Annotated in this window: 23 protein-coding genes; 20 read left to right on the top strand and 3 right to left on the bottom strand. The window is 66.1% G+C overall.

The window, feature by feature from the left end:
- Positions 1-143 precede the first annotated feature (143 nt).
- Positions 144-1,145: an adenosine kinase gene (locus ACVMDN_RS38485; protein ID WP_076824515.1), complete on the bottom strand. Its 1,002-nt coding sequence runs from the start codon at positions 1,143-1,145 to the stop codon at positions 144-146.
- Positions 1,146-1,389: 244 nt separating this feature from the next.
- Here ACVMDN_RS38485 and murJ point away from each other — a divergent pair, with 244 nt between their 5' ends.
- The 16 genes from murJ (at position 1,390) to ACVMDN_RS38405 (ending at position 16,560) form a co-directional block, all read left to right on the top strand.
- On the top strand, positions 1,390-2,928 hold the full coding sequence (murJ, locus tag ACVMDN_RS38480) for a murein biosynthesis integral membrane protein MurJ (RefSeq protein WP_456835839.1): 1,539 nt from the start codon (positions 1,390-1,392) through the stop codon (positions 2,926-2,928).
- A 65-nt stretch (positions 2,929-2,993) separates the two neighbouring features.
- Complete coding sequence (trpS, locus tag ACVMDN_RS38475; protein WP_076824511.1) at positions 2,994-4,046, top strand: tryptophan--tRNA ligase; 1,053 nt, start codon at positions 2,994-2,996, stop codon at positions 4,044-4,046.
- An 88-nt stretch (positions 4,047-4,134) separates the two neighbouring features.
- Positions 4,135-4,629 carry a universal stress protein gene (locus tag ACVMDN_RS38470; RefSeq protein ID WP_028335525.1) on the top strand — a complete coding sequence of 165 codons (495 nt, stop codon included), beginning with the start codon at positions 4,135-4,137 and terminating at the stop codon, positions 4,627-4,629.
- 201 nt (positions 4,630-4,830) lie between these two features.
- Positions 4,831-5,400, top strand: a complete 570-nt coding sequence (locus tag ACVMDN_RS38465; protein WP_076824745.1) for a NifU family protein — start codon at positions 4,831-4,833, stop codon at positions 5,398-5,400.
- Positions 5,401-5,488: 88 nt separating this feature from the next.
- Positions 5,489-6,184 carry a tRNA (adenosine(37)-N6)-threonylcarbamoyltransferase complex dimerization subunit type 1 TsaB gene (tsaB, locus tag ACVMDN_RS38460; RefSeq protein WP_076824509.1) on the top strand — a complete coding sequence of 232 codons (696 nt, stop codon included), beginning with the start codon at positions 5,489-5,491 and terminating at the stop codon, positions 6,182-6,184.
- The gene (gene rimI / locus ACVMDN_RS38455) at positions 6,181-6,666 is read left to right on the top strand and encodes a ribosomal protein S18-alanine N-acetyltransferase (RefSeq protein WP_057015309.1); all 486 of its coding nucleotides are present in this window, start codon (positions 6,181-6,183) and stop codon (positions 6,664-6,666) included. Before tsaB ends, rimI begins: the two co-directional genes overlap by 4 nt.
- Before the next feature lie 77 nt (positions 6,667-6,743).
- On the top strand, positions 6,744-7,196 hold the full coding sequence (locus ACVMDN_RS38450; RefSeq protein ID WP_016840396.1) for a Fur family transcriptional regulator: 453 nt from the start codon (positions 6,744-6,746) through the stop codon (positions 7,194-7,196).
- A 5-nt stretch (positions 7,197-7,201) separates the two neighbouring features.
- Complete coding sequence (locus ACVMDN_RS38445) at positions 7,202-7,882, top strand: HAD family hydrolase (RefSeq protein ID WP_057015308.1); 681 nt, start codon at positions 7,202-7,204, stop codon at positions 7,880-7,882.
- A gap of 204 nt (positions 7,883-8,086) precedes the next feature.
- Positions 8,087-9,475 carry a tRNA (N6-isopentenyl adenosine(37)-C2)-methylthiotransferase MiaB gene (miaB, locus tag ACVMDN_RS38440; RefSeq protein WP_057015307.1) on the top strand — a complete coding sequence of 463 codons (1,389 nt, stop codon included), beginning with the start codon at positions 8,087-8,089 and terminating at the stop codon, positions 9,473-9,475.
- A gap of 5 nt (positions 9,476-9,480) precedes the next feature.
- A complete protein-coding gene (locus tag ACVMDN_RS38435) occupies positions 9,481-10,551 on the top strand; it encodes a PhoH family protein (RefSeq protein WP_077231173.1) in 1,071 nt (356 codons plus the stop codon).
- Between the two features lie 68 nt (positions 10,552-10,619).
- Positions 10,620-11,117 carry an rRNA maturation RNase YbeY gene (gene ybeY / locus ACVMDN_RS38430; protein ID WP_057015306.1) on the top strand — a complete coding sequence of 166 codons (498 nt, stop codon included), beginning with the start codon at positions 10,620-10,622 and terminating at the stop codon, positions 11,115-11,117.
- A 1-nt stretch (position 11,118) separates the two neighbouring features.
- Positions 11,119-12,231, top strand: coding sequence for a hemolysin family protein (locus ACVMDN_RS38425; RefSeq protein ID WP_076824743.1), 1,113 nt, complete (start codon positions 11,119-11,121; stop codon positions 12,229-12,231).
- A complete protein-coding gene (lnt, locus tag ACVMDN_RS38420; RefSeq protein ID WP_076824507.1) occupies positions 12,228-13,841 on the top strand; it encodes an apolipoprotein N-acyltransferase in 1,614 nt (537 codons plus the stop codon). Before ACVMDN_RS38425 ends, lnt begins: the two co-directional genes overlap by 4 nt.
- A 261-nt stretch (positions 13,842-14,102) precedes the next feature.
- Positions 14,103-14,519, top strand: coding sequence for a helix-turn-helix domain-containing protein (locus ACVMDN_RS38415; protein ID WP_028335515.1), 417 nt, complete (start codon positions 14,103-14,105; stop codon positions 14,517-14,519).
- A 179-nt stretch (positions 14,520-14,698) separates the two neighbouring features.
- Positions 14,699-15,823 carry a M20 family metallopeptidase gene (locus ACVMDN_RS38410; RefSeq protein ID WP_057015302.1) on the top strand — a complete coding sequence of 375 codons (1,125 nt, stop codon included), beginning with the start codon at positions 14,699-14,701 and terminating at the stop codon, positions 15,821-15,823.
- Complete coding sequence (locus ACVMDN_RS38405; protein ID WP_057015301.1) at positions 15,820-16,560, top strand: tRNA (guanine(46)-N(7))-methyltransferase TrmB; 741 nt, start codon at positions 15,820-15,822, stop codon at positions 16,558-16,560. The genes ACVMDN_RS38410 and ACVMDN_RS38405 overlap by 4 nt, the downstream gene beginning before the upstream one ends.
- A 90-nt stretch (positions 16,561-16,650) precedes the next feature.
- On the opposite strand, the gene ACVMDN_RS38400 is transcribed toward ACVMDN_RS38405, so the two are convergent.
- The gene (locus ACVMDN_RS38400) at positions 16,651-17,493 is read right to left on the bottom strand and encodes a phytanoyl-CoA dioxygenase family protein (protein ID WP_076824505.1); all 843 of its coding nucleotides are present in this window, start codon (positions 17,491-17,493) and stop codon (positions 16,651-16,653) included.
- 206 nt (positions 17,494-17,699) lie between these two features.
- Complete coding sequence (locus ACVMDN_RS38395) at positions 17,700-18,770, bottom strand: DUF2336 domain-containing protein (protein WP_456835840.1); 1,071 nt, start codon at positions 18,768-18,770, stop codon at positions 17,700-17,702.
- A 347-nt stretch (positions 18,771-19,117) separates the two neighbouring features.
- Between ACVMDN_RS38395 and rimP the strand changes: the two genes are divergently transcribed.
- The 4 genes from rimP to infB all read left to right on the top strand — a co-directional run bounded on the left by rimP (position 19,118) and on the right by infB (position 25,032).
- Complete coding sequence (gene rimP, locus ACVMDN_RS38390; RefSeq protein ID WP_016840382.1) at positions 19,118-19,906, top strand: ribosome maturation factor RimP; 789 nt, start codon at positions 19,118-19,120, stop codon at positions 19,904-19,906.
- A gap of 3 nt (positions 19,907-19,909) precedes the next feature.
- On the top strand, positions 19,910-21,526 hold the full coding sequence (gene nusA / locus ACVMDN_RS38385) for a transcription termination factor NusA (RefSeq protein WP_057015297.1): 1,617 nt from the start codon (positions 19,910-19,912) through the stop codon (positions 21,524-21,526).
- Positions 21,527-21,541: 15 nt separating this feature from the next.
- Positions 21,542-22,228 carry an RNA-binding protein gene (locus ACVMDN_RS38380; RefSeq protein ID WP_057015296.1) on the top strand — a complete coding sequence of 229 codons (687 nt, stop codon included), beginning with the start codon at positions 21,542-21,544 and terminating at the stop codon, positions 22,226-22,228.
- 107 nt (positions 22,229-22,335) lie between these two features.
- On the top strand, positions 22,336-25,032 hold the full coding sequence (gene infB, locus ACVMDN_RS38375; protein ID WP_076824501.1) for a translation initiation factor IF-2: 2,697 nt from the start codon (positions 22,336-22,338) through the stop codon (positions 25,030-25,032).
- Positions 25,033-25,083: the final 51 nt, after the last annotated feature.

Here is a 25,083-nt window from a genome sequence, read left to right as displayed (position 1 = left end):
CGGGGAGAGGGTCGGGGTGAGGGGCCGCCTCCGCAAACTGGATGAAGATGAGTACGCGGAGACTCCCCCTCACCCGGATCGCATCTTGCGATGCGATCCGGCCTCTCCCCGCAGGCGGGGCGAGGCGAGAAAGAGCGGCGCCCTTAAACCAGCAGCCCCTGCTGCTTCGCCAGATCCTGCAGCGACACCAGCGGCCGGGCGCCGATGTGCTGGATCACCTCGGCGGCGGCGAGCGCGCCGAGCCGACCGGCATTCTCATGGCCGACATTGCGCACGAGACCGACGAGGAAACCGGCGGCGAACAGATCGCCGGCGCCGGTGGTGTCGACCAGCCTGTCGATCGGCGAGGCGGGCGCCGAGACGACGCTGTCGCCTGATATCACGACGCAGCCCTTCTCGCTGCGCGTGACGACGCCGAGCTTGGTGTCCTTGCCGAACTGCTTCAGCGCGGTGTCGAAATCCGAGGTCTGGTACAGCGAGTGCAGCTCGGACTCGTTGGCGAATACCAGATCCACCACGCCCTTGCGCATCAGATCGACGAACTCGTCGCGGTAGCGATCGACGCAGAACGAATCCGACAGCGTCAGCGCGACCTGGCGGCCCGCGCCATGCGCGATGTCAGCCGCCTTCACGAACGCGTCCTTGGCGTTCTTCGGATCCCAGAGATAGCCCTCGAGATAGATGATGCTGGCGGCTGCGATCTGGTTCGGATCGATATCGTCCGGCGTCAGATCCTGCGCGGCCCCGAGATAGGTGTTCATGGTGCGCTCGCCGTCCGGCGTCACCAGGATGTAGGAGCAGCCGGTGGCCGGTCCGGTCCTGGCCGGCGCGGTGTCGAACGCCACGCCGGCGGCGCGGATATCATGGACGTAAAGCTTGCCGATCTGGTCGTCCTTGACCTTGCCGACATAGGCGGCGCGGGCACCGAGACTGCCGACGCCGACGATGGTGTTGGCAGCCGAGCCGCCCGACATCTCGGTCGCCACGCCCATGTCGCCGTAGATCGCGGTGGCGCGCGCCTCGTCGATCAGTTGCATCGAGCCCTTGGTCATGCCGTGACGGGCAAGGAACCCCTCGTCGGTCTGCACCAGCACGTCGAAGATCGCGTTACCGATCCCAAGAACGTCGTATTTTGCATCAGCCATAGACCTGCCCTGTGTTAACGCCACCCAACAAGAGTGGCGGCCTATCACGTTACGCCTCGGGGCAGCAAGCGAAGCTGAACCTGCCTGTTCCCCGTCATCCTGAGGAGCGCGCAGCGCGTCTCGAAGGATGAACGGCCCGGCTCTGGCCGATTCATCCTTCGAGGCTCGCTTCGCTCGCATCTCAGGATGACGGGTTTAAGACGGCACCACTGGAAGCTATACCTGCTACTGCTATACAAGCCTCATGTTCCGCTCCTTCCTCACGGTCTCCTCGGGAACGCTGGCCTCGCGACTGCTCGGCTTCGTGCGCGATTCCGCGATCGCGGCGCTGCTGGGCGCGGGACCGGTGGCGGATGCCTTCCTGGCGGCATTCCAGCTTGTGAATGTTGTGCGACGGCTGTTGTCCGAGGGCGGACTGAATGCCGCCCTGGTGCCGGCCTGGCTGAAGGCACGCGATGCCGGCGGCTTGGAGGCGGCAACCGCCTTTGCCGGCCGCGTGCTCGGCACCGTCAGCGCCGCGGTGATCGCATCCGCGCTCGTCATCGGCCTGCTGATGCCGCTGGTGATCGCGGCGATCGCGCCGGGTTTTGTCGGCCGCGACACGCTGCAATTCGCCGTCGACGATGCAAGGCTGATGCTGCCCTATCTCGCCTTCGCCGGCCCGGTCACCGTGATGATGGCGCTGCTCAGCGCCCAGGGACGTTTCGCGCTGACCGCGTTCTCGCCGCTGTTGTTCAACATCGCGCTGATATCGGTGATGGCCGTGCTGCTGGTGCGGCAGCAGGAGCCGGCGCAGGCCGCGATTGTCATGGCGGCAACGATCGGCGTCGCCGGCTTCCTGCAACTGTCGATGCTGGCGCTGCGCGGCGCAAGGCTCGCCTCGCCGCTCCGCGTGTCCTTCGATCCTGACATGCGCGGCTTTCTCGGCCGCGCGATCCCCGGCATGGTCGCGAGTAGCGCGCCGCAATGGCTGATGGTGGCAGGCGCGGTGATCGCATCGACCTCGCCGTCGGCGGTGTCCTGGCTCTATTTCGCCAACCGCCTGCTCGAGCTGCCGCTCGGCATTGTCGGCGTCGCCATGGGCACCGTGCTGATCCCGGAGATGACGCGCGCCGTGCGCAGCGGCGAATCCAGCGCAATCGCGCATGCGGAATCACGTGCCCTCGAGCTCGCGGTCGGGCTGGCGCTGCCGGCGACGCTCGGCCTGATGGTGCTGAGCGAACCGATCGTGCGGATGCTGTTCGAGCACGGCGCGTTCACCGCCCAGGATAGCGCGGCAACCGCGCAAGCCTTGATCTGGCTGACGCTGGCCTTGCCGGCGCATGTGCTGGTGAAGGCGCTGTCGCCGGCATTCTTCGCGCGCGAGGACACGCTGACGCCGCTGCTCGCGACGCTGAAGGGTATCGTGGTGACGATCGCGGCGGCCTTTCTGCTCGGGCAGATTTTCGGTGCGAGCGGAATTGCCGCAGGCATCGCGCTCGGCGCCTGGAGCAACGCGCTGGCACTGATCCGCAAGGGGACCGCGACCTTCGGCTTCTCGATCGATGCCGATGCGCGCCGCCGGCTGCCGCGCATCCTGGCCGCGGCGCTCGCGATGGGCGCCCTGCTCTGGTTCGCGGAGGGCGGGCTGCCGTCGGCCGGTAGCCACGGTTTCGTGCAAGCAGCCTCCCTGCTCGTGCTGATCGCGGCAGGTATCGCCGCTTACGGGCTGTTCTTGCAGCTTTTCGGCGTCACCGGCTGGCGCGAGGCGGTTAACGCCGTCAGGCAAAGGCGCCCCGCCTGACTTGCGCGCGCGGAGCTTAAGTGGCAAACGACGCGGCAAAACTAGCCATTTCCGGGAATTAGACCATGGCGTTCGTTGAACGGGTTTTCTCAGGCGTCCAGCCGACGGGCAATCTGCACCTCGGCAACTACCTCGGCGCCATCGTCAACTTCGTGAAGATGCAGCAGACCCACAACTGCATCTATTGCGTCGTCGACATGCATGCGATCACGCAGGGCGTCGAGGTCTGGGGCGGCCCGGCCGAGCTCGCCCGCAACACCCGCGAGGTCACCGCGGCCTTCATCGCCGCCGGCATCGATGCCAAGAAGCACATCGTGTTCAACCAGAGCCAGATCGCCGGCCATGCCGAGCTGACCTGGATCTTCAACTGCGTCGCGCGGATCGGCTGGCTGAACCGCATGACGCAGTTCAAGGAGAAGGCAGGCAAGGACCGCGAGAACGCCTCGGTCGGCCTCTACGACTATCCGGTGCTGATGGCCGCCGACATCCTGCTCTACCGCGCGACCCATGTGCCGGTCGGCGAGGACCAGAAGCAGCATCTGGAGCTCTCCCGCGACATCGCGCAGAAGTTCAACAACGATTTCGCTGATTCAATTCGTGGTCATGGTTTCGCCGACGGCCTGTTCTTCCCGCAGCCCGAGCCGCTGATCACGGGGCCGGCGACGCGGGTGATGAGCCTGCGCGACGGCACCAAGAAGATGTCGAAGTCGGATGCGTCGGACAATTCGCGCATCAACCTCACCGACGACGCCGACACCATCGCGCAGAAGATCCGCAAGGCGAAGACCGATCCGGAGCCGCTGCCGTCCGAGGAGAAGGGTCTGGAAACCCGCCCCGAGGCCGACAACCTGGTCGGCATCTACGCGGCGCTGGCCGGCATCTCCAAGCAGGAGGTGCTGACGCAGTTCGGCGGCGGGCAGTTCTCCAGCTTCAAGAACGCGCTGGTCGAGGTTTGCGTCGCGAAACTGGCGCCGATCGCCTCCGAGATGAAGAAGCTGGTCGCCGATCCCGGCCATGTCGACGCGGTCCTCGCCGACGGCGCCAACCGCGCCCGCGGCATCGCCGACGAGACCATGCGCATCACCAAGGACATCGTCGGCTTCATCCGCCCGCGCTGACGCGCGAGGCAGGAACTGCGCGCTCCCTCTCCCAAACGGCGAGGGAGTATGGCACCATGGGTTGGTTTGGTTCAGCACCGGGACATGCATGACCACCCAGCGACGCAGCTACGAGTCAGGTCACAAGCCGAAATGCCTCGTCATCGTTGACGACACTGCGGAATGGGACCGCGCGGTCTACTACGCCAGCCGGTGGGCGATCCGGGTCGGCGGCGGCGTCGTGATGCTGCGGGTGATCGAGACCGAGGACCAGAACCAGCAATGGCTCGGGGTCGCCGACATCATGCGCGCGGAGGCGGAGGAGGCCGCCAACGAGGCGCTCGACCGCGCCGCCGGCCGCGCCAACGGCATCGCCGCGATCACCCCGGAGCGGGTGATTCGAGAGGGCGACCCGATCGAACAGATCCTCGACGTGATCGACAAGGACGTCGATATTGCAGCGCTGGTGCTGGCCGCCAACCCGGGCGCCGAGGGGCCCGGGCCGATCATCACCACCATGGCCAAGACCATGGGGGCATTCCCGATCCCGGTGACCATCGTGCCGGGCGGCCTGACCGACGCCGAGATCGACGCCCTGTCCTAACGCGTTACCGGCGCCGGACCCGCTTCCGGGCATGGGTATGCGCCTGGAACCGCGGTTTTGCGGCTTGATCGCGGGCTTTTTAGTTGCCATCTGACTCCTTGATTTGACGCGTTTTCTTCGCGAACCGGTGTCACTTCGCTCGAAAACGCTATAATGGAACCCAACGCGCCGGCCTTGAACCGGCGACGCCGGAGACAGCAGATGTTCATTCAGACCGAAGCCACGCCGAATCCCGCCACGCTGAAATTCATTCCGGGCCGCACGGTGCTCGACAGCGGGACGATGGAATTTTCCTCGCCCGAGTCCGCCGCGCGCTCGCCGCTCGCCGAACGGCTGTTCGCCGTATCCGGCGTCACCGGCGTGTTCTACGGCGGCGACTTCATCACCGTGACCAAGGCGGACGGCGACTGGCAGCACCTCAAACCCGCGATCCTCGGCGCGATCATGGAGCACTACATGTCCGGCGCGCCGCTGCTCGCCGACGGCACCGCCGGCAGCGACGACGCCCGCGATGAGGAGGACGAGTTCTTCGACGAGGCCGACGCCGAGACGGTCGAGCAGATCAAGGACCTGATCGAGACCCGCGTGCGTCCCGCGGTTGCCAATGACGGCGGCGACATCACCTTCCGCGGCTTCAAGGACGGCATCGTCTACCTCAACATGAAGGGCTCCTGCGCCGGCTGCCCGTCATCGACCGCAACCCTGCAACACGGCATCCAGAACCTGCTCCGGCACTTCGTGCCCGACGTGCAGGAAGTCCGGCCGATGTGATGGAGCGGCGAATGGCGAGTGGCGAATCGCGAATAGCATTCTCCGCAAGACCCCTGTTCGCCATTCCCTATTCGCTATTCGCCCTCCCATGATGATTCTCGCCATCGATACGGCGCTCGACGCCTGCTCCGCGGCGGTGCTCGACACCACCTCCGGCAATACAATCGCCATTGAATCGCAGGCGATGCAGCGCGGCCATGCCGAGGCGCTGATGCCGCTGATCGCTCGGGTGATGAAAGAGAGCGGCATCGGCTTCGCCGGGCTCGACCGCATCGCCGTCATCACCGGCCCCGGCAGTTTCACGGGCCTGCGCGTCGGCCTCTCGGCGGCGCGCGGCCTGGCGCTGGCCGCAGAAAAGCCGGTGGTCGGACTGTCGACGCTCGCCGCCTACGCTGCGCCTGTCGTCGCCGAGAATGGCGCGGCTGCGATCCTGTCGGCGATCGATGCGCGGCATGATCACGTCTATTTCCAGCTGGTCGGCGGCGACGGCAGTCCGATCATCAAGCCGAAGGTGGCGCCGATCGCGGAAGCGCTCGAGGCCTCCCAACACGGCGCGCTGCATCTGGTCGGCAACGCCGCCAATATCCTCGCCGAGCGCTGGCCCGCCGACGCCGCCCCGCCGGTCAAGGTCGACCGGCAGCCCGCGCCCGATATTACCTGGGTCGCCTGGATCGGCGCGGCTGTGGATCCTGAAACCGCGCCGCCGCGACCGTTCTATCTGCGTGCGCCCGACGCCAAGCCGCCGAAGGACCGGCTCGAGATCAGCACGCCGCGATCGACATGATCGGCTGGCTGTCACGATGGTGGGGCGGCGGTCCGCCCGCGGTCGAGCCCGCATCGCTGCGCGATGCGGCGCGACTCGCGCAATTGCACGGCGCGTCGTTTCATCGCGGCTGGGGCGAAGGCGAATTCGAGGCGATGCTGACCGAGCGCAACACGCTGGTGCACCGGCTGCGGCAGGGACGCAAGGTGATCGGCTTTGCCGTCTCACGGATGGCAGCGGACGAAGCCGAAATTCTGTCGATTGCGATCGATTCCAATCAGCGCGGCCGCGGCCTGTCGCGCGACCTGCTGCTGACCCATCTCGGCCATCTTGCCGGCCGCGGCATCCGCACCATCTTCCTCGAGGTGGAAGAGAACAATCAGCCGGCGCGACGGCTCTATGAAAAGGCCGGATTCGGCGTGATCGGCCGCCGCGAACGCTACTACAAGCAGCCCGGCGGGGAACATTTGAACGCGCTTCTGATGCGGCGCGACTTGTCGTAACATCGGCGCGATGGCAGAACAGCGCCCTGCTCTGCCATCCAAGGCTCAAGGACTGGCCAAGGACCTGCCAAGGACCCATGACGACGGTGAAAATCACGCCTGCGCAGAAGAATACCGGCATCGAGGCGCGCTGCGCCGCGACCGGCATGCGCATGACCGAACAGCGCCGTGTGATCGCACGCGTGCTGGCGGAGGCCATGGATCACCCTGACGTCGAGGAGCTCTACCGCCGCTGCGTGGCGGTCGACGACAAGATATCGATCTCGACCGTCTATCGCACCGTCAAGCTGTTCGAGGATGCCGGCATCATCGAGCGCCACGACTTCCGCGAGGGCCGCGCGCGCTACGAGCAGATGCCCGAGAGCCATCACGACCACCTGATCAATCTGCGCGACGGCAAGGTGATCGAGTTCACCTCCGAGGAAATCGAGAAGCTGCAGGCCGAGATCGCGCGCAAGCTCGGCTACAAGCTGGTCGATCACCGTCTCGAGCTGTATTGCGTCCCGCTCGACGAAGACAGCAAGTCGTAAGCCGGGTGAGTTTCGACCTCGTCATCTTCGATTGCGACGGCGTGCTGGTCGACAGCGAGGTGATCTCCTGTCGCGCGCATGCGGAGACGCTGACGCGGCACGGCTTTCCGATTACACCCGACGGCGTGCTGAAGCGCTTCCTCGGCGTGTCCGACCGCGAGGCGCGGCGGATCGTCGAGAGCGAGATCGGCCGCGCGCTGCCCGAGACCTTCGAGGCCGAGGTCAAGCACGCGACGCTGAGCTTCTATGCCGACGATCTCAGCGCGATCGCGCATGTAGGCGAGGCGATCGCCGCGCTCGGCTTACCGAAATGCGTGGCGTCGAGCGGCACGCCGGAAAAGATCCATCACGGCTTGACCTGCGCCGGGCTCTACGACCAGCTCGCGCCGCATATTTTCTCCGCCACCCAGGTCAAGCGCGGCAAGCCGGCGCCCGATCTATTCCTGTTCGCGGCGGCGCAGATGGGCGCCACCCCCGCGCGTTGCGTCGTGATCGAGGACAGCGTAGCCGGCGTCACCGGCGCCCGCGCCGCCGGGATGACCGTGCTCGGTTTTTACGGCGGCAGCCACTGCACGGCGGAACATGAGGGGATGCTGCGCCAGGCCGGCGCGGCCGTCACCTTCGCCGATATGCGGAAATTGCCCGATTTGATCGCCCGGGTGGGGGCCACGGCGAGCGCTGACTGACCCTGCGAGGTCATTCCGGGGCGCGACCGAAGGGAGCGAACCCGGAATCTCGAGATTCCCCGGTGCGCAATTGCGCACCTGAGGTTCGATGCTGACGCATCGCCCCGGAATGACGTCCAGACCGCTGGATTTTCCCCGGTTTAAGCTATATTTCAGCCTCGGCGCCCCGATGGCGCCGTTTCCATTTTTCACTCTCAGGGTTCCATGACGACGCCGCGCAAGCTGCACATCAAGTCCTATGGCTGCCAGATGAATGTCTACGATGCGCAACGCATGGCGGACACGCTGGCCGGCGAGGGCTTTGTCGAGACCGCGAGCGCCGAAGACGCCGACCTCGTCATCCTCAACACTTGCCACATTCGCGAGAAGGCGTCGGAGAAAGTCTATTCCGAGCTCGGGCGGCTGCGCGTCGCCAAGGACGAGGCCGCGCGGGCGGGCCGCGAGATGAAGATCGCGGTCGCCGGCTGCGTCGCGCAGGCCGAAGGCGCAGAGATCATCCATCGCGCGCCGACCGTCGACATCGTGGTCGGGCCGCAGAGCTATCATCATCTGCCCGAGCTGTTGAAGCGCGCCAAGGCAAACGGCCGCGCGCTGGAAACGGAATTCCCGGTCGAGGACAAGTTCGGCTTCCTGCCGCAGCCGAAGCCGGATGCGATCCGCGCCCGCGGCATCTCCGCCTTCGTCACGGTGCAGGAAGGTTGCGACAAGTTCTGCACCTTCTGCGTGGTGCCCTACACGCGCGGCGCGGAAGTCTCGCGTCCGGTCGCCAGGATCATCGACGATGTGAAGCAGCTCGCCGACAATGGCGTGCGCGAATTCACGCTGATCGGACAGAACGTCAACGCCTATCACGGCGAAGGTCCCGACGGCCGCGTCTGGCCGCTCGGCAAATTGTTGCAGCGGCTGGCCACAATTCCCGGCGTCATGCGGCTGCGCTATTCGACCAGCCATCCGCGCGACGTCGACGACGCCCTGATTGCGGCACATCGCGATTTGCCCGAACTGATGCCGTTCGTGCACCTGCCGGTGCAATCCGGGGCGGACCGGATCCTTGCCGCCATGAACCGCAAACATACCGCCGATGACTACCGGCGCGTCATCGACCGGTTCCGCGCCGCGCGGCAAGACATTGCTTTTTCATCAGATTTTATCGTGGGCTTCCCCGGAGAGACCGCGGAAGAATTTTCAGCCACCCTCGCGCTTGTCACGCAAATCGGGTACGCTGCGGCGTATTCATTCAAGTATTCGCCACGGCCGGGCACGCCGGCGGCGGAGATGCGGGAGACAGTGTCAGCAGCCGAGATGGACGAGCGCTTGGGGCGGCTTCAGGAATTGATCGACAGCCAGCAATCGGCCTTCAACCGGGCTGCGATTGGCACAACGGTCGATGTGCTGTTCGAGCGCGCCGCGCGCAATCCGGGCCAGATCGTCGGCCGCACCGCCTATCTGCAGCCCGCCCATGTGATGGCATCGCCCGACATCATCGGCCAGGTCCTCCCGGTGAGGATCGACAGCCTCGAGCGCTACAGCCTGATCGGCGAGCTCGCGACGCGACCCGTGCCCGGCCTCATTTCGCAGACCATTGGAGCCTGAAATCCTTGCCCAAAAGCGCATCGGATTCGTCTTCGCTCGCTCCCAGCCGCAAACCTGACCGCGACATGCAAATGCCACCTGAGACCCGGCCCCCTGAAACTCAGGTCGTCATCGATTTCGACGACAACCGCGCGGCATCCGCGCTGGTCGGCCCCTACGGACAGAATCTGGCGCTGATCGAGCGGCGGCTCGGCGTCGTGGTCGATTCCCGCGGCAATCATCTCACCATCGCAGGCTCCCGCGACGGCTGCGACGCGGCGCGGCGCGTGCTGGAGACGCTCTACGCGCAGGCCGTCGAAGGACACGACCTCGATCAGGGCGAGGTCGAAGGCGCGATCCGCGCCGTGATCGCACAGGGCTCGCTGTTCGAATTCGACAACAAGACCGCCAAGCCGACCTTCGAGACCATCAATCTGCGCAAGCGTCCGGTGCGCGCCCGCACCGCGGCGCAGGATTCCTACATCCGCGCCCTGAAGCGGCATGAGCTGGTGTTCGGCATCGGCCCGGCCGGCACCGGCAAGACCTGGCTCGCGGTAGCCCATGCCGCGCAGCTGTTCGAGCGCAAGGAGGTCGATCGCATCATCCTGACGCGGCCCGCTGTCGAGGCCGGCGAGCGGCTCGGCTTCCTGCCCGGCGACCTCAAGGAGAAGGTCGATCCGTATCTGCGCCCGATCTATGACGCGCTGTACGATCTGATGGACGCCCGCGTCGTCGAGCGCGCGCTGCAGGGCAACGAGATCGAGATCGCCCCGCTCGCCTTCATGCGCGGCCGCACCCTGACCAATGCCGCCATCATCCTCGACGAGGCGCAGAACACCACGACGATGCAGATGAAGATGTTCCTGACGCGTCTCGGCGAGAACAGCCGGATGATCGTCACCGGCGACCCGTCGCAGGTCGACCTGCCGCATGGCCAGGCCTCGGGCCTCACGGAAGCCGTGAAGCTGCTCGACGGCGTCGAGGGCATCGCCCAGGTGCATTTCAAGGCCGAGGACGTCATCCGCCATGAATTGGTGGCGCGCATCGTGGCCGCCTATGAGGGATTGCCGCAAAAGCCGGCAAACGCCAGATCTTGAGACCAATAGCTTCGGCCGCGAGCCCGCACGATGCGGGATCCGGCCATAACGCAGATTTTGAAACCAACGTGTCCGCTTTTCCTGCCACCGAGGTTCTCGTCACCGCCGAATGCTGGCAGGCCGAGCCCAATGCCGACGCGGTGATCCACCGCGCCATCGAGGCTGCCGCTGAAATCGCCGATGCCGATGTCGCCGACGCCGAGCTTGCGGTGATGCTGACCGACGATGCCGGTATCCGCACGCTGAACGCCAACTGGCGCAGCATCGACAAGCCGACCAACGTGCTGTCGTTCCCGGCGCTGCAGCCCGAAGGCGCCGGCGGACCCGACGATGCCCCGCGCATGCTCGGCGATATCGCGATCGCCTATGAGACGACTCGGCGGGAAGCCGATGAAGAAGGGAAACCGTTCGACCATCATTTGAGCCATCTCGCGGTGCATGGCTTCCTGCACCTGATCGGTTACGACCACGAGAACGATGACGATGCCGAGGACATGGAGGCGCTCGAGCGCGAGGTCCTCTCTTCCCTCGGCATTCCCGACCCCTATGCGGATCGGACCGCCTGACATGCCGGATTCCGAACCGACCCACGACAACCCGCGCAACGTGAGCAACCTGCCCGCCGTGGTGCATGAGGGCGAGGTGCAGCGCCCGGCGGCCGAGGGCTGGCTGGTGCGCGCGATCCGCACCCTGTTCGGCTGGAAGGCCGGCTCGGTGCGCGACGATTTGCAGGTGGTGCTCGACGCCTCGACGCCCGACGATGTCGGCTTCTCGGCGATCGAGCGCACCATGCTGCGCAACATCCTGTCGCTGAACGAGCGGCGGATCGCCGACGTCATGGTGCATCGCGCCGACATCGTCGCGGTCAAGCGCGACATTCCGCTCGGCGAATTGATGAGCCTGTTCGAGAGCGCGGCGCATTCGCGGCTCGTCGTCTACAACGAAACCCTCGACGACCCCGAGGGCATGGTGCACATCCGCGACCTGCTCGCCTTCATGACCGCGAGAGCCCGCGTCACCGACGCGACCAAGACGAAGCGCAAGAAGCCGTTCCCGGCGGGGCTCGATCTGCGCAGCGTCGATCTCGCGCTGCCGCTGTCGGAAGCCAACATCATCCGCAAGCTGCTCTATATCCCGCCGTCGATGCGCGCGATCGACCTGCTGGCGCAGATGCAGGCCTCGCGGATCCATCTCGCTTTGGTGGTCGACGAATATGGCGGCACCGACGGACTGGTGTCGATCGAGGATATCGTCGAGCAGATCGTCGGCGAGATCGACGACGAGCACGATTCCGACGAGCCGCCGTCCATCGTGCGCCAGCCGGACAGCTCCTTCATCGCCGATGCGCGCGCCAGCCTCGACGATGTCCGCTCGGTGATCGGCGAGGATTTCGTGATCGGCGACGCCGGCGAGGAGGTCGAGACGCTCGGCGGCTACCTCGTATCGTTCGTCGGACGCCTGCCGGTGCGCGGCGAGGTGATTTCGGGACCCGGCAATTACGAGGTCGAGGTGCTCGACGCCGATCCGCGGCGGGTCAAGCGCGTGCGCATCAGCGCGCGCAAGGAACGGCCGACGCCGCGCAAGGAGCGCGAGCGGCGCCGCGAGCAGGCGCCGGACTCCGGAAACCCGCAGGCGAATGACAACCTGCCGCCGCCCGGCGAGGGAGCCGGTCCGCAGTGAGGCTGTCCGACAAGCTCCGATCGATCGGCCTTGCAATCATCCTGACCTGGGGATGGAAACGCGCCGTCCTCGCGCTCGCGGCCGGCGCGCTGTCTGCGCTGGCGATGGCGCCGTTCAACGCCTGGCCGGTTCTGTTTCTCACCTTTTCCATCGCGGTCTGGCTGATCGACGGCAGCGCGGCCGGCCGCTGGCGCGGTCTGCCTGCCGCGGCGCTGTCCGGCTTCTGGTTCGGCCTCGGCTATTTCGTGCCGGGACTGTACTGGATCGGCTACGCCTTCTTCGTCGATGCGGACACCTTCGCCTGGCTGACGCCGTTCGCGGTGCTCGGCCTGCCTGCCTATCTCGCTTTGTTCACCGCGTTCGGCTTCGCGCTGGCGCGGCTGATCTGGCCGCGCGACGCCTCGCGCGTGCTGGCGCTCGCGGTCAGCCTGACGATTTCGGAATGGCTGCGCGGCCATCTCCTCAGCGGCTTTCCGTGGAATGCGTTCGGCTACGCACTGACCGAGCCGCTGGCGCTGGCCCAGACCGCGTCGCTGATCGGGCTCTGGGGCATGACGTTCCTGGCCGTCGCGATCTTCGCAAGTCCGGCCGTGTTGATCGATGGCGCCTCGCGCGGCCGCAAGCCGTGGCGCGCGCCGGTGGCCGCGGTGCTGGTTCTGGCGGCGATGCTGGCGTTCGGCGTGGTCCGCCTCGCGCAGCAGCCGACCAGGTTGGTCGACGGCGTCAAGCTGCGCATCATGCAGCCCGATCTGCAGCAGGACGCCAAGTTCAACTACTCCGCCAAGGCGGCGGTGATGCAGAAATATCTCACCCTGTCGGATCGCGCCTCCGGGCCGCACGCCACCGGCGTGAAGGATGCCACCATCCTGATCTGGCCGGAATCCGCGTTTCCGTTCTTCCTGACCAAGGAAGCCGACGCGATGGCGCAGATCGCCGACCTGCTGCCGAAGGGAACCGTGCTGATCACCGGCTCGGTGCGCGCGCCCGATCTGCCGCCCGGCGTCCGCGTGACGCGCGCCTATAATTCCATCTACGTCATCGACCACGACGGCAACGTGCTTGCGGTCTACGACAAGCTGCATCTTGTCCCGTTCGGAGAATATCTGCCGTTCCAGGACTGGATGGAGAAGCTCGGCTTCGTGCAGCTCACCAAGGTGCAGGGCGGCTACATTCCCGGCACGATTCGCCGGACGCTCGATATTCCGAATGCACCGCGCGCCCTGCCGCTGATCTGCTACGAGGCGATTTTTCCCGGCAATGTCGTGAGCCGCGACGACCGTCCCGGCTGGATCGTCAATGTCACCAATGACGGATGGTTCGGAATCTCGACCGGCCCTTACCAGCACCTGCAACAGGCCCGGCTGCGCACCATCGAGGAAGGCCTGCCGATGGTCCGCGCCGCCAACACGGGCATCTCGGCCGTGATCGACCCGGTTGGCCGGATCGTTGCACAACTCGGGCTCGGCATCGAAGGCGTGCTCGATGCCGGCCTGCCGGCAGCCATCGCGCCGACGATCTATGCGCGTGTCGGGAACGTCCCCGCCGCTGTGATTGTGATCACAGCCCTGGCGTTCGTGTTGCGGCGGCGGTTTGTGAGGCGAAAACCCTGACGGCTGCATATCGCCGGTTGTCGCGAACCCGAAAAAACGTCGAAATTTACCTCAGTATGATTCCACCAGTTGACAGATCGACCGTGCACTTCGCATTGTACGGGTCCACGCGAAATCACAAGCCAAGTCAGCCCCTTTGCGCAAATTGTCCGCATTTCGTCCCGATCCTCCTTGCAGGATTTGACGGCACCGGCGCCTGAGGCATACTCCACTTCCAACTTGCCTCATCCACGGGCGCGCAATCCCTTAGGAGAGTTGGAGATGTCCACCAAAGCGCCCAATCCTGTTGACAAATATGTCGGCAGCCGCGTCCGTATGCGACGCATCATGCTCGGCATGAGCCAGGAGAAACTGGGCGAGGCGCTAGGCCTGACGTTCCAGCAGGTGCAGAAATACGAGAAGGGCACCAACCGCGTCGGCGCCAGCCGGCTGCAGCAGATCTCCGAAATCCTGCAGGTGCCGGTCTCCTTCCTGTTCGACGGCGGCCCGAGCGGGGTCAAGACCGCCGACGGCTTCAGCGAGGGTGCCTCGCCGACCTACGTCTCCGATTTTCTGGCAACCGCCGAGGGCCTGGCCCTGACCCGCGCCTTCACGCGGATTGCGGACGCCAAGCTCCGCCGCAGCATCGTCGAACTTGTCGAGCAGATCGCGGCGCGCGAGGCGGCCGAGCAGGCCTGATTCAGCCATATCCGTTTGAGAGATCGTCAAATCTGGAATATGCCATTCCGGCGCGCGCCAACGCGATGAGCTCAGCTTGAGCATCATCGCGCTTGAGCGCCTCCTTTGAGCATGATTCCTGATCGTGCTTCGGCGCGTGCGCGCAATGACAAAGCGAACTCACAGGCGACGACAACAGCATGTCCAGCAATCCGTTCGAAACCGCCGTGATTCTCGACGGCATCCGCCGCTGGGTCGAGATCGAATCTCCGACCGAGCGGCCCGATCAGGTCAACAAGCTGGCTGATCTCGTCGCGTCGGGCTATCGCGACCTGCCGGCCACGGTGGAGCGCATTGCGGGACGCGACGGCTGCGGCGACCACCTGGTGACGCGCTCGTCCTGGGGCCAGGACGCGCCGGGCATCCTGGTGCTGAGCCATCTCGACACAGTTCATCCGATGGGATTCATCGAACGGTTACCATTCAAGGTCGACGGCGACAGCGCCTTCGGCCCCGGCATCTACGACATGAAGGGCGGAGCCTACCTCGCCCATCATGCGTTCAGGCAGGTCTGCGCCGACGGCGCGCGCCCGCCGCTCGGCATCACCCAGCTCTACGTATCGGACGAGGAGATCGGCAGCCCGACCTCGCGGGCGCTGATCGAGGCCGAGGGCCGCAAGGCGAAATACGTGCTGGTGACCGAGCCGGCGCGCGACGGCGGCAAGATCGTCACCGGACGCAAGGGCGTTGCGCGTTTCGACGTGTTCATCAAGGGCGCGCCGGCCCATGCCGGCACGCGCCCCGAGGACGGCCGCAGCGCGATCCGGGAGCTCGGCAATGTGATCCAGGCGCTGGAGGCGATGAACGACCTGAAGCGCGGCGTCACCGTCAATGTCGGCGTCGTCCGCGGCGGCACCAAGCCGAACGTGATCGCCGAGGAGGCCTATGCGGAAGTCGACATGCGCGTGCCGACGATGGCCGACGCCGACGAGCTGGTGCCGAGGATCCTCGGAATCACCTCACGCACCGAGGGCGTCAGCGTGAAGATATCGGGCGAATTGAACCGTCCGCCCTATGAGAAAAGCAACGCCGGCGCCGCGCTCTACGAGCACGCCAAGGGGCTGGCCGCCGAGCTCGGCTTCGAGCTGGTGGATGTGTTCACCGGTGGCGGCTCCGACGGCAATTTCACCGCGCCACACACGGCGACCCTCGACGGCCTCGGCGTCGACGGCAAGGGCGCGCATACCCATTACGAGCAGCTCTACATCTCGTCGATCGAGCCGCGCGCGCGGCTGCTCCACCGTCTCTATCAAACGCTGCGATGACACCGGCTCCAGGCGACCGCGGCGATCGCGATTCCCCCGACGACGGCGCGATGGCGCATGCGCGCGGCTCGTTCTTCGGACGGCGCAAGGGCCACAAGCTGCGCCCGCATCAGGCCGACCTGATCGACACTCTGCTGCCGCATCTGGCGGTCGACATCTCGGCGCCCGCGCCCGAGGCGCTGACCGAGTTGTTCGATGACGGCATCGAGAATGTCAGGCTCGAGATCGGCTTCGGCGGCGGCGAGCATCTGATCGCGGAGGCACAGGCCTTTCCGGCCACGGGCTTCATCGGCTGCGAACCCTATGTCAACGGCATGGCGAAGATCCTGACTCAGATCGAGGCGCTGAATATCGGCAATATCCGCCTGTTCGCCGGCGACGCGGCCGAACTGCTGGCCTGGGCGCCGACGCGTTCGCTTGCGCGCATCGACCTGATCCATCCCGATCCCTGGCCGAAGCGGCGGCACTGGAAGCGGCGCTTCGTGCAGGATGCGACGGTCGCTGCGATGACACGATTGCTGCCGCCGGGCGGCGAATTCCGCTTCGTCAGCGACATCGACGACTATTGCGCCTGGACGCTGGCGCATCTGATGCGCTCGCCCGACTTCGCCTGGCTCGCCGAGCGCGCGATCGACTGGCAGCAGCCGTGGCCGAACTACACAATGACGCGCTACGGCGCCAAGGCCGAGCGCGAAGGGCGCAAGGCGGCGTATTTGAGGTTCAAGCGCTTGCCTTGACGCCGTCATTCCGGGGCGTGCGAAGCACGAACCCGGAATCTCGAGGTTCCGGGTTCAATGCTTCGCATCGCCCCGGAATGACGGATATCTTCACGCCTGCCCCGCCAGCCGCGCCTTCCTGACGTCGGTCGCCTCCCACACCATCCGCTTGCCGCGCTCGCGGCCGAGCAGCTCGATCGGATCGTGATTGTCGATGTGGCCGAACTGGCCCTTGTAGACGCTGTAGCCACACAATTCCTGCAGCCGGCGCGGAAAGCGGGCTGCGGTCTCGCGCGGAATGCCGAGCTGCAGGTTCTCCTGCTGCCGCATCCAGCCCCAGCAATAGGCGCAGGAGAAGGCAAAGCGCCTGGCGTCGCTGCTGTTGGCGCCGCCGCCATGCCACAGCGCGCTGTCGAACAGCATCACGCTGCCGGCCGGCATGGTCGCGGTGACCGCGTCGTACTCCTTGCCGTATTCGGGCGACGAATCGAATTTGTGGCTGCGCGGGATGATCCGCGTCGCGCCGTTATCTTCGCGGAAATCGGACAGCGCCCAGATCGCATTGATCGTGATCGGAATGTGCGGCCGCGGCAACGGGATCAATTGGGTGTCTTCGTGAATCGGCTGCGCTTCCTGGCCGGGCCCGAGCACCAGCGAGCAGAACGACGACAGCAGGCATTCCCTGTCCAGCACGCGTTCGACCACCGGCAGCACGTTGTCATGCAGCGGCACCTCCCAGAACAGATCGTCATAGGTCAGGAGGTTGTTGATGCGCAGCGTCTTGAAGCCTTCGAACGACGTCCTGGCAGGTGCGAGATTGCGCTCGCTCTCGATTCTCAGCACCGCCGCCTTCAACCCCTCGACCAGATCGGGCGAGGCGGCGCGCTCGATCACGGTGTATCCGTCGTCGCGGATCCGCGCGGCGTGCGTTTGGATGTCGGCGTCCGTCAGCATGGCAATCTCCCTGTTGGCGCTGTGTCGCGCCTTGCGGAAAGCATAGCGGGCCGACGCAATTTTTGGGAAGTATTTTGACGCAGCTGATTCAGCTCGTCATTGCGAGCGAAGCGAAGCAATCCATGGTTCGGCGCGGGGAGATATGGATTGCTTCGTCGCTTCGCTCCTCGCAATGACGGGGAGAGAGACCGCCACGACCGCGTGAACTAGCGCGACTTCCAGAACTCCACGACGCGCTGCGCCGTCGAGGGCATCAGGCGCACGAAATTCACCCGCGCACCTTCGATATCGGCAGGAGACGGCACGCGGTTGGGCCCGAGCCGCATCAGGATCAGGGCGCGCACGGTCGGCCATTCGAAGCCGATCGTCTTGCTGGCGATCAGGATCGGATCATAACGGTCGCCGGAGATCAGGCGATCAAGCGTGACGATTTTCACGCCGGCCATCGCGGCGAGCGCCGCCACGCATTCCTCATATTTGAAGGCCTTTGCGAAGCCGGCCACCGCGGCCTCGTTCAATTCGCCGGCGCGATGCAGCGCCAGGATGGCGCGCTGCGCGGCCGTGAAATCGCGGCCCTCGACCTGAACGATCACGCCCTCGATCTCGGTCATCGCCAGCTTGATCTCGGCCTGGCGTTCCGGCTTGGCGACGGCATGCAGACGGCGGCGGATCACGTCGATCGAGCCGGCGAGCAGGCCCTTCAGATGCTCGGGCGGAAGATCATCGCGGCGGCCGATCCGCAGCGTCAGCACGCCGTCCTGGCTGGCGCGTTGCACGAGCGTCGTGAAGGAGGCGTCCGAGAACGCCGCGCCCGCATTGCCGGCCGCGCATCGGATGACGTCGCGATCGCCGCGTCGGACGAGGATGTCGGTCAGCGCAGTCGAGAGCTTCGATCGCTCGGCCATCGCGAGCAGATGGCCCTGGCCCTTGGCATTGGCGATCTCGACCAGCACCTTTTCGTCAATCACCGGCGATCGGCGCAGCAGCGGCCCCGCGATCGCGACCTCGTCGTCGCGGGCGAGCTGCCCGACCAGATGCCGCGGCGCGTTGGCGAGCAGCGCGAGCCGTTCGGCGAGATCGACCCGCGCGGCAAGCTCGGCATGCGGGACCAGGCTGGTCAGCACCCCGTCGAACAGGTCGATATGGTCGGGACGGAAGCTCGCGGCGCCCTGCAGGAACAGCTCGCCGAGCCGCCGCGCGGCCTCGGCGCGGCGCTTGGGGTCGCCGCGGCGAACGATATCGTCGAGTTCCGGGATCAGCGCAGGGGCTGTCGTCATGGGCCTTGTCCAACCGGCGACTTCTGCCGATTTTCGGCAATCTATGGTCTCGTTCGTAAACGGAGGGTTAGATCAATCCGGCATCCGGAGAGCCGTAAAATCGCCTCCCGCCGGACCCGGGGGCCTTGCCGGACCCGGGCAAAAGAGCTATATCCAGCGCAACTTATGGTATCTCATACGATCGCGTAGGAGAGTGGGCCCCCCGGGACCCGCTCTTTTTTATTACCTGACGGGACCCAACGAGGCCGGGTCCGGTTTGGGTAGCGTTAGCGGCCCCTTAAGGCCACCTGAACAACACAACAGACCTCGGCAGCCTTTAAGACCTTAGACAGCCTTTGACACTGGATATGACCGAACCGACCGCCACGTCCGTGGACACCGAACTGCTCGCCGAGCCGCGTCTCGTCGTCGAGCCCGGGGTCGCGGCGCGCGTCGCCGCGGTCGCGGTCCCGGTGCTGCAGGGCATGGGCTATCGCCTGGTGCGCATCAAGGTCTCGGGCGATGCCGGCTGCACCGTGCAGATCATGGCGGAGCGACCCGATGGCTCGATGCAGCTCGAGGATTGCGAGGCGATCTCGCGCGCGCTGTCGCCGGTGCTCGATGTCGCCGACCCGATCGAGCGTGCCTACCGGCTGGAAATCTCGTCGCCCGGCATCGACCGCCCGCTGGTGCGCCGCTCCGACTTCGAGCGCTACACCGGGCATCTCGTGAAGATCGAGATGGCGGTGGCGCATCAGGGCCGCAAGCGGTTTCGCGGCGTGCTTGCCGGCGTCGAGGGCGATGCGGTGCGCATCAGGCGCGACGATCCGCGTCCGGACGAGGACGCCGAGGTTCTCCTGGTGATGGAGGACATCTCGGACGCGCGGCTGGTGCTGACCGATGAGCTGATCGAGGAATCGATGCGCCGCGGCAAGGCCGCCGAGCGCGAGCTGCGCCGCGAGCTCGGCCTCGCGCCGCCGCAACCGGCCCACGCCAAGAAGAGCGATCCGGCGAAGAGCCAGAAGCCGAAACCCAAGCCTGGTGATAAGCCTGCTCACAAGCCCGGCAAGAAACCGGCTCCGACTAACACCAAAAAGCACCGCCTGGCGGCCGAGCGCGCGCGCCGTGGCGAGATCGATCCATCCGAAGGAGACTAAGCCATGGCAGTCAGCGCCAACAAACTCGAACTGCTGCAGATCGCAGACGCAGTTGCGCGCGAAAAGTCGATCGACCGCTCCATCGTGATCGCGGCGATGGAAGACGCCATCGCCAAGGCCGCGCGTGCCCGCTACGGCAGCGAGACCGACGTCCATGCCGAGATCGACGCCAAGAAGGGCGAGCTGCGGCTGACCCGCCACATGCTGGTGGTCGACGTCGTCGAAAACTCGTCGAACCAGATTTCGCTGCACGACGCGCAGCGCGCCAATCCGGGCGCCCAGGTCGGCGACACCATCGCCGACACGCTGCCGCCGCTGGAATATGGCCGTATCGCCGCGCAGTCGGCCAAGCAGGTGATCGTGCAGAAGGTGCGCGAGGCCGAGCGCGACCGGCAGTACCAGGAATTCAAGGACCGCATCGGCGACATCGTCAACGGCATCGTCAAGCGCGTCGAATATGGCAGCGTGATCGTCGACCTCGGCCGTGGCGAAGCGATCGTGCGCCGCGACGAGATGCTGCCGCGTGAAGTGTTCCGCAACGGCGACCGCGTCCGCGCCTATATCTTCGACGTCCGCCGCGAGACCCGCGGTCCGCAGATTTTCCTGTCGCGCACCCATCCGCAGTTCATGGCGAAGCTGTTCGCACAGGAAGTGCCGGAGATTTACGACGGCATCGTCGAGATCAAGGCGGTCGCCCGCGATCCGGGCTCGCGCGCCAAGATCGGCGTGATTTCGCGCGATTCCTCGGTCGACCCGGTCGGCGCCTGCGTCGGCATGCGCGGCTCGCGCGTGCAGGCCGTGGTGAACGAGTTGCAGGGCGAGAAGATCGACATCATCCCGTGGTCGCCCGACATCGCGACCTTCGTCGTCAACGCGCTGGCGCCGGCTGAAGTCGCCAAGGTCGTGATCGACGAGGACCGCGAGCGCATCGAGGTCGTGGTTCCCGACACCAACAACCAGCTGTCGCTGGCGATCGGCCGCCGCGGCCAGAACGTTCGCCTCGCCTCGCAGCTGACCGGCTGGGACATCGACATCCTGACCGAGCAGGAAGAGTCGGAACGCCGCCAGGCCGACTTCGAGAACTCGACCCGCGTGTTCATGGAAGCGCTCAATGTCGACGAGGTGGTCGGCCAGCTGCTCGCCTCCGAAGGCTTCACCTCGGTCGAGGAACTCGCGCTTGTCGATGTCAAGGAACTCGCGGGCATCGAGGGTTTCGACGAGGAGACCGCCACCGAGCTGCAGACCCGCGCCCGCGAATATCTGGAACAGCTCGAGGCGGAACTGGAAGCCAAGCGCAAGGAACTCGGCGTCGAGGACGCCATGAAGGACGTGCCCGGCATCACCGGCAAGATGCTGGTCAAGCTCGGCGAGAACGACGTGAAGACGGTCGAGGATCTCGCCGGCTGCGCCACCGACGATCTGGTCGGCTGGACCGAGCGCAAGGAAGGCGGCGAGCCGACCAAGCATGCCGGGTTCCTCGACGGCATCGAGATTTCGCGCGACGAGGCCGAGGCCGTGATCATGCAGGCCCGTCTGAAGGCCGGCTGGATCACCGAGGCCGACCTCGCCAAGCCTGCCGAGGAGGCCGAGGCCGCCGAAGCAGAAACGACGGCTTCGTAAGGAGATGCCCCACGGATGCTGGCTCAGGCTGACCCCGATCTCGACGATGGGCCGCGGACGCAGAAGTCCGCGACCACGCGGATGTGCGCGGTCAGCCGCGAGGTGCGTCCGATCGACGAGCTGATCCGGTTCGTCGTCGCGCCCACAGGCGAGGTGATCCCGGATATCAAGCGCAAGCTGCCCGGCCGCGGACTCTGGGTTTCCGCGTCGCGGCGCAGCGTTGCGGAAGCGGTCCGCCGTCACCAATTTAGCAAGGGATTCAAGCGCGACGTCCGCGTCGCGCCGACCCTTCCCACCGATACCGACACCCTCCTGGTGCGCAGCGTCACCGAGGCCCTGGCAATGGCCGCCAAAGCCGGTCAGGTCGTTTCGGGCTTCGGCAAGGTCGAGGACGCACTCAACCGGAACGAAACTGCAGCCCTGATCCACGCTTCCGACGGCGCGGCGGACGGAATCCGCAAATTGGACGCGATCGTGGGGCAAAGGGGCGAAAAACGTGGTGAATCGCCGGTAATCCCCGTCGTCAATGTTTTGACGTCGGAAGAATTGGATTTGGCACTTGGGCGGTCAAATGTGATACATGCTGCGCTGCTCGCGGGCCCGGCGAGCAAGACGTTCCTGTCGCGCTGCCAGATGCTGGTCCGATACCGGATGGCCGACGACGACAAGACCGCCGAAGCGGCCAGAAATTCCAGAGCGTGATCCGGGAAGGCGGACGCCGTCTTTCCGACCGGTCATGCTCAGCAAACGACGACACGTTGAAGGATTTGTGCGGCAAACGCACAGCGAAACGAGATTAGGACTGCTGAATGGTTGATACCAAGACCCCTGGCGACAAGACTTTGAGTGTCCCGAGCAAGACGTTGTCGCTGAAGCCGCGCGTCGAGACGGGCACCGTGCGCCAGAGCTTCAGCCACGGCCGGACCAAGCAGGTCGTGGTCGAGAAGCGCGGCAAGCGTCGCGTCGGTGGCGATGGTCCCGGCGAGGCGCACGCGCCGGAACCCGTGGTTGCAAAGCCTGCGGCGCCGGCCGCCAGGCCGCCGCTCGGCCGCCCCTCAGGCCCGCCTCCCGGCCAGCAACAGCGTAACACCCGCTCCGGCGTGGTGCTGCCGACCCTGACCGAGGACGAGCGTTCCGCGCGCGCCAGCGCGCTGGCCGACGCCCGTCAGCGCGACATCGAGGAGCGCCGCCAGGCCGAAGAGGAAGCCAAGCGCCGCGCCGTCCGCGAGGCTGCCGAGAAGGCAGAGCGCGAGGCCGCCGAAACCCGCCGCAAAGCGGAAGAGGAGCGCCACCGCCACGAGGAAGAGGCCAAGCGCAAGGCCGAGGTCGAGGCCAAGCGCCGCTTTGGCGAGGGCGAAGCCAAACCCGGCGCTCCGGCCACAACAGCGGCCAGGCCTGCGACAGCCGCACCTGCGTCTGCTCCGCCTGCCCGCGCGCCCGCAGCACGCCCGACCACCACGACAACCGCGCGCGCACCAGCCTCTGCGCCGCGGCCGGCGGCAGTTGCGGCCGGGCCGGACGAAGACGAAGGTCCGCGCCTGGTGCGCCGCCCCGGCGGCGCCGTGCGCCCCGCCGCGGCTCCGAAGACCACCCACAAGCCCGGCCCGCAGAAGGAGCGCGGCCGCCTCACTCTGACCACTGCGCTCAACGCCGACGACGTGCGCGAGCGTTCGATCGCCTCGTTCCGCCGCCGCACCCAGCGCCTGAAGGGGCATGCGTCGAACGAACCGAAGGAAAAGCTGATCCGCGAAGTCACCATTCCGGAAGCGATCACGATCCAGGAACTCGCGAACCGCATGTCGGAACGCGCGGTCGACGTCATCCGCATGCTTATGAAGCAGGGCGCGATGCACAAGATCACCGACGTGATCGATGCCGACACTGCGCAACTGATCGCCGAAGAACTCGGCCACAGCGTCAAGCGCGTCGCGGCGTCCGACGTGGAAGAGGGCCTGTTCGACGTCGTCGACAATTCCACCGACACCGAGCCGCGCTCGCCGGTGGTCACCGTCATGGGTCACGTCGACCACGGCAAGACCTCGCTGCTCGACGCGCTGCGCCACGCCAACGTCGTATCGGGCGAAGCCGGCGGCATCACCCAGCATATCGGCGCCTACCAGGTGCTGTCGCCCGAGAGCGGCACCAAGATCACCTTCATCGACACACCCGGCCACGCCGCGTTCACCGCGATGCGCGCCCGCGGCGCCAAGGTCACCGACATCGTCGTGCTGGTGGTCGCGGCCGATGACGGCGTGATGCCGCAGACGATCGAGGCGATCAATCACGCCAAAGCGGCCAAGGTGCCGATGATCGTGGCGATCAACAAGATCGACAAGCCGGATGCGCGGCCGGAGCGCGTGCGCACCGAGTTGCTCCAGCACGAGGTGCAGGTCGAATCGCTCGGCGGCGACGTCGTCGACGTCGAGGTTTCGGCCAAGAACAAGACCAATCTCGACAAGCTGCTCGAGATGATCGCGCTGCAGGCTGAAATCCTCGACCTGAAGACCAACTCGGAGCGTCCGGCGGAAGGCACCGTGATCGAAGCCAAGCTCGATCGCGGACGCGGTCCGGTCGCGACCGTGCTGGTGCAGCGCGGCACGCTGCGCGTCGGCGACATCATCGTGGCCGGCGCCGAGATGGGCCGCGTCCGCGCCTTGATCTCCGACCAGGGCGAGAATCTCGAAGAGGCCGGCCCTTCGGTGCCGGTCGAGGTGCTCGGCTTCAACGGCCCGCCGGAAGCCGGCGATCGTCTCGCCGTGGTCGAGAACGAAGCCCGCGCCCGTCAGGTCACGAGCTATCGCGCGCACCAGAAGCGCGAGAATGCCGCGGCCTCGATCTCGGGCATGCGCGGCTCGCTCGAGCAGATGATGTCGCAGCTCAAGACCGCGGGCCGCAAGGAGTTCCCGCTGATCGTCAAGGCCGACGTGCAGGGCTCGCTGGAAGCGATCCTGGGCTCGCTCGAGAAGCTCGGCACCGACGAAGTCGCCGCCCGCATCCTGCATGCCGGCGTCGGCGGCATCTCGGAATCCGACGTCACGCTGGCGGAAGGCTTCAACGCCGCGATCATCGGCTTCTCGGTCCGCGCCAACAAGGAAGCGGCGGCCGCGGCCAAGCGCAACGGCATCGAGATCCGCTACTACAACATCATCTACGACCTCGTGGATGACATCAAAAAGGCGATGTCCGGCCTGCTCGCGCCCACGCTGCGCGAAACCATGCTGGGCAACGCGCAGATCCTGGAAGTGTTCAACATTTCCAAGGTCGGCAAGGTCGCGGGTTGCCGCGTCACCGACGGCACCGTGGAACGCGGCGCCAATGTTCGCCTGATCCGCGACAACGTCGTGGTGCACGAAGGCAAGCTGTCGACGCTGAAGCGCTTCAAGGATGAAGTGAAGGAAGTGGTCGCCGGCCAGGAGTGTGGCATGGCGTTCGAGAACTACGGCGACATGCGTGTCGGCGACGTGATCGAGTGTTACCGCATCGAGACGATCCAACGCTCTCTGTAAGTCCAAATCTTACGAAGCGCAGATCTTGCTAGGCGTTGGGTCCATTTAACT

This window comes from Bradyrhizobium sp. USDA 4510 (genome assembly GCF_054059095.1).
Note: the sequence above shows the minus strand (reverse complement) of the source record. Positions and strands in the feature narration are given on the sequence as shown.

Bases quoted from the DNA above. Each gene is read 5' to 3' on its own strand.
- ACVMDN_RS38485 (WP_076824515.1), bottom strand. From the start codon at position 1,145: ATGGCTGATGCAAAATACGACGTTCTTGGGATCGGTAACGCGATCTTC.
- murJ (WP_456835839.1), top strand. From the start codon at position 1,390: ATGTTCCGCTCCTTCCTCACGGTCTCCTCGGGAACGCTGGCCTCGCGA.
- trpS (WP_076824511.1), top strand. From the start codon at position 2,994: ATGGCGTTCGTTGAACGGGTTTTCTCAGGCGTCCAGCCGACGGGCAAT.
- ACVMDN_RS38470 (WP_028335525.1), top strand. From the start codon at position 4,135: ATGACCACCCAGCGACGCAGCTACGAGTCAGGTCACAAGCCGAAATGC.
- ACVMDN_RS38465 (WP_076824745.1), top strand. From the start codon at position 4,831: ATGTTCATTCAGACCGAAGCCACGCCGAATCCCGCCACGCTGAAATTC.
- tsaB (WP_076824509.1), top strand. From the start codon at position 5,489: ATGATGATTCTCGCCATCGATACGGCGCTCGACGCCTGCTCCGCGGCG.
- rimI (WP_057015309.1), top strand. From the start codon at position 6,181: ATGATCGGCTGGCTGTCACGATGGTGGGGCGGCGGTCCGCCCGCGGTC.
- ACVMDN_RS38450 (WP_016840396.1), top strand. From the start codon at position 6,744: ATGACGACGGTGAAAATCACGCCTGCGCAGAAGAATACCGGCATCGAG.
- miaB (WP_057015307.1), top strand. From the start codon at position 8,087: ATGACGACGCCGCGCAAGCTGCACATCAAGTCCTATGGCTGCCAGATG.
- ACVMDN_RS38425 (WP_076824743.1), top strand. From the start codon at position 11,119: ATGCCGGATTCCGAACCGACCCACGACAACCCGCGCAACGTGAGCAAC.
- ACVMDN_RS38415 (WP_028335515.1), top strand. From the start codon at position 14,103: ATGTCCACCAAAGCGCCCAATCCTGTTGACAAATATGTCGGCAGCCGC.
- ACVMDN_RS38410 (WP_057015302.1), top strand. From the start codon at position 14,699: ATGTCCAGCAATCCGTTCGAAACCGCCGTGATTCTCGACGGCATCCGC.
- ACVMDN_RS38405 (WP_057015301.1), top strand. From the start codon at position 15,820: ATGACACCGGCTCCAGGCGACCGCGGCGATCGCGATTCCCCCGACGAC.
- ACVMDN_RS38400 (WP_076824505.1), bottom strand. From the start codon at position 17,493: ATGCTGACGGACGCCGACATCCAAACGCACGCCGCGCGGATCCGCGAC.
- ACVMDN_RS38395 (WP_456835840.1), bottom strand. From the start codon at position 18,770: ATGACGACAGCCCCTGCGCTGATCCCGGAACTCGACGATATCGTTCGC.
- rimP (WP_016840382.1), top strand. From the start codon at position 19,118: ATGACCGAACCGACCGCCACGTCCGTGGACACCGAACTGCTCGCCGAG.
- nusA (WP_057015297.1), top strand. From the start codon at position 19,910: ATGGCAGTCAGCGCCAACAAACTCGAACTGCTGCAGATCGCAGACGCA.
- ACVMDN_RS38380 (WP_057015296.1), top strand. From the start codon at position 21,542: ATGCTGGCTCAGGCTGACCCCGATCTCGACGATGGGCCGCGGACGCAG.
- infB (WP_076824501.1), top strand. From the start codon at position 22,336: ATGGTTGATACCAAGACCCCTGGCGACAAGACTTTGAGTGTCCCGAGC.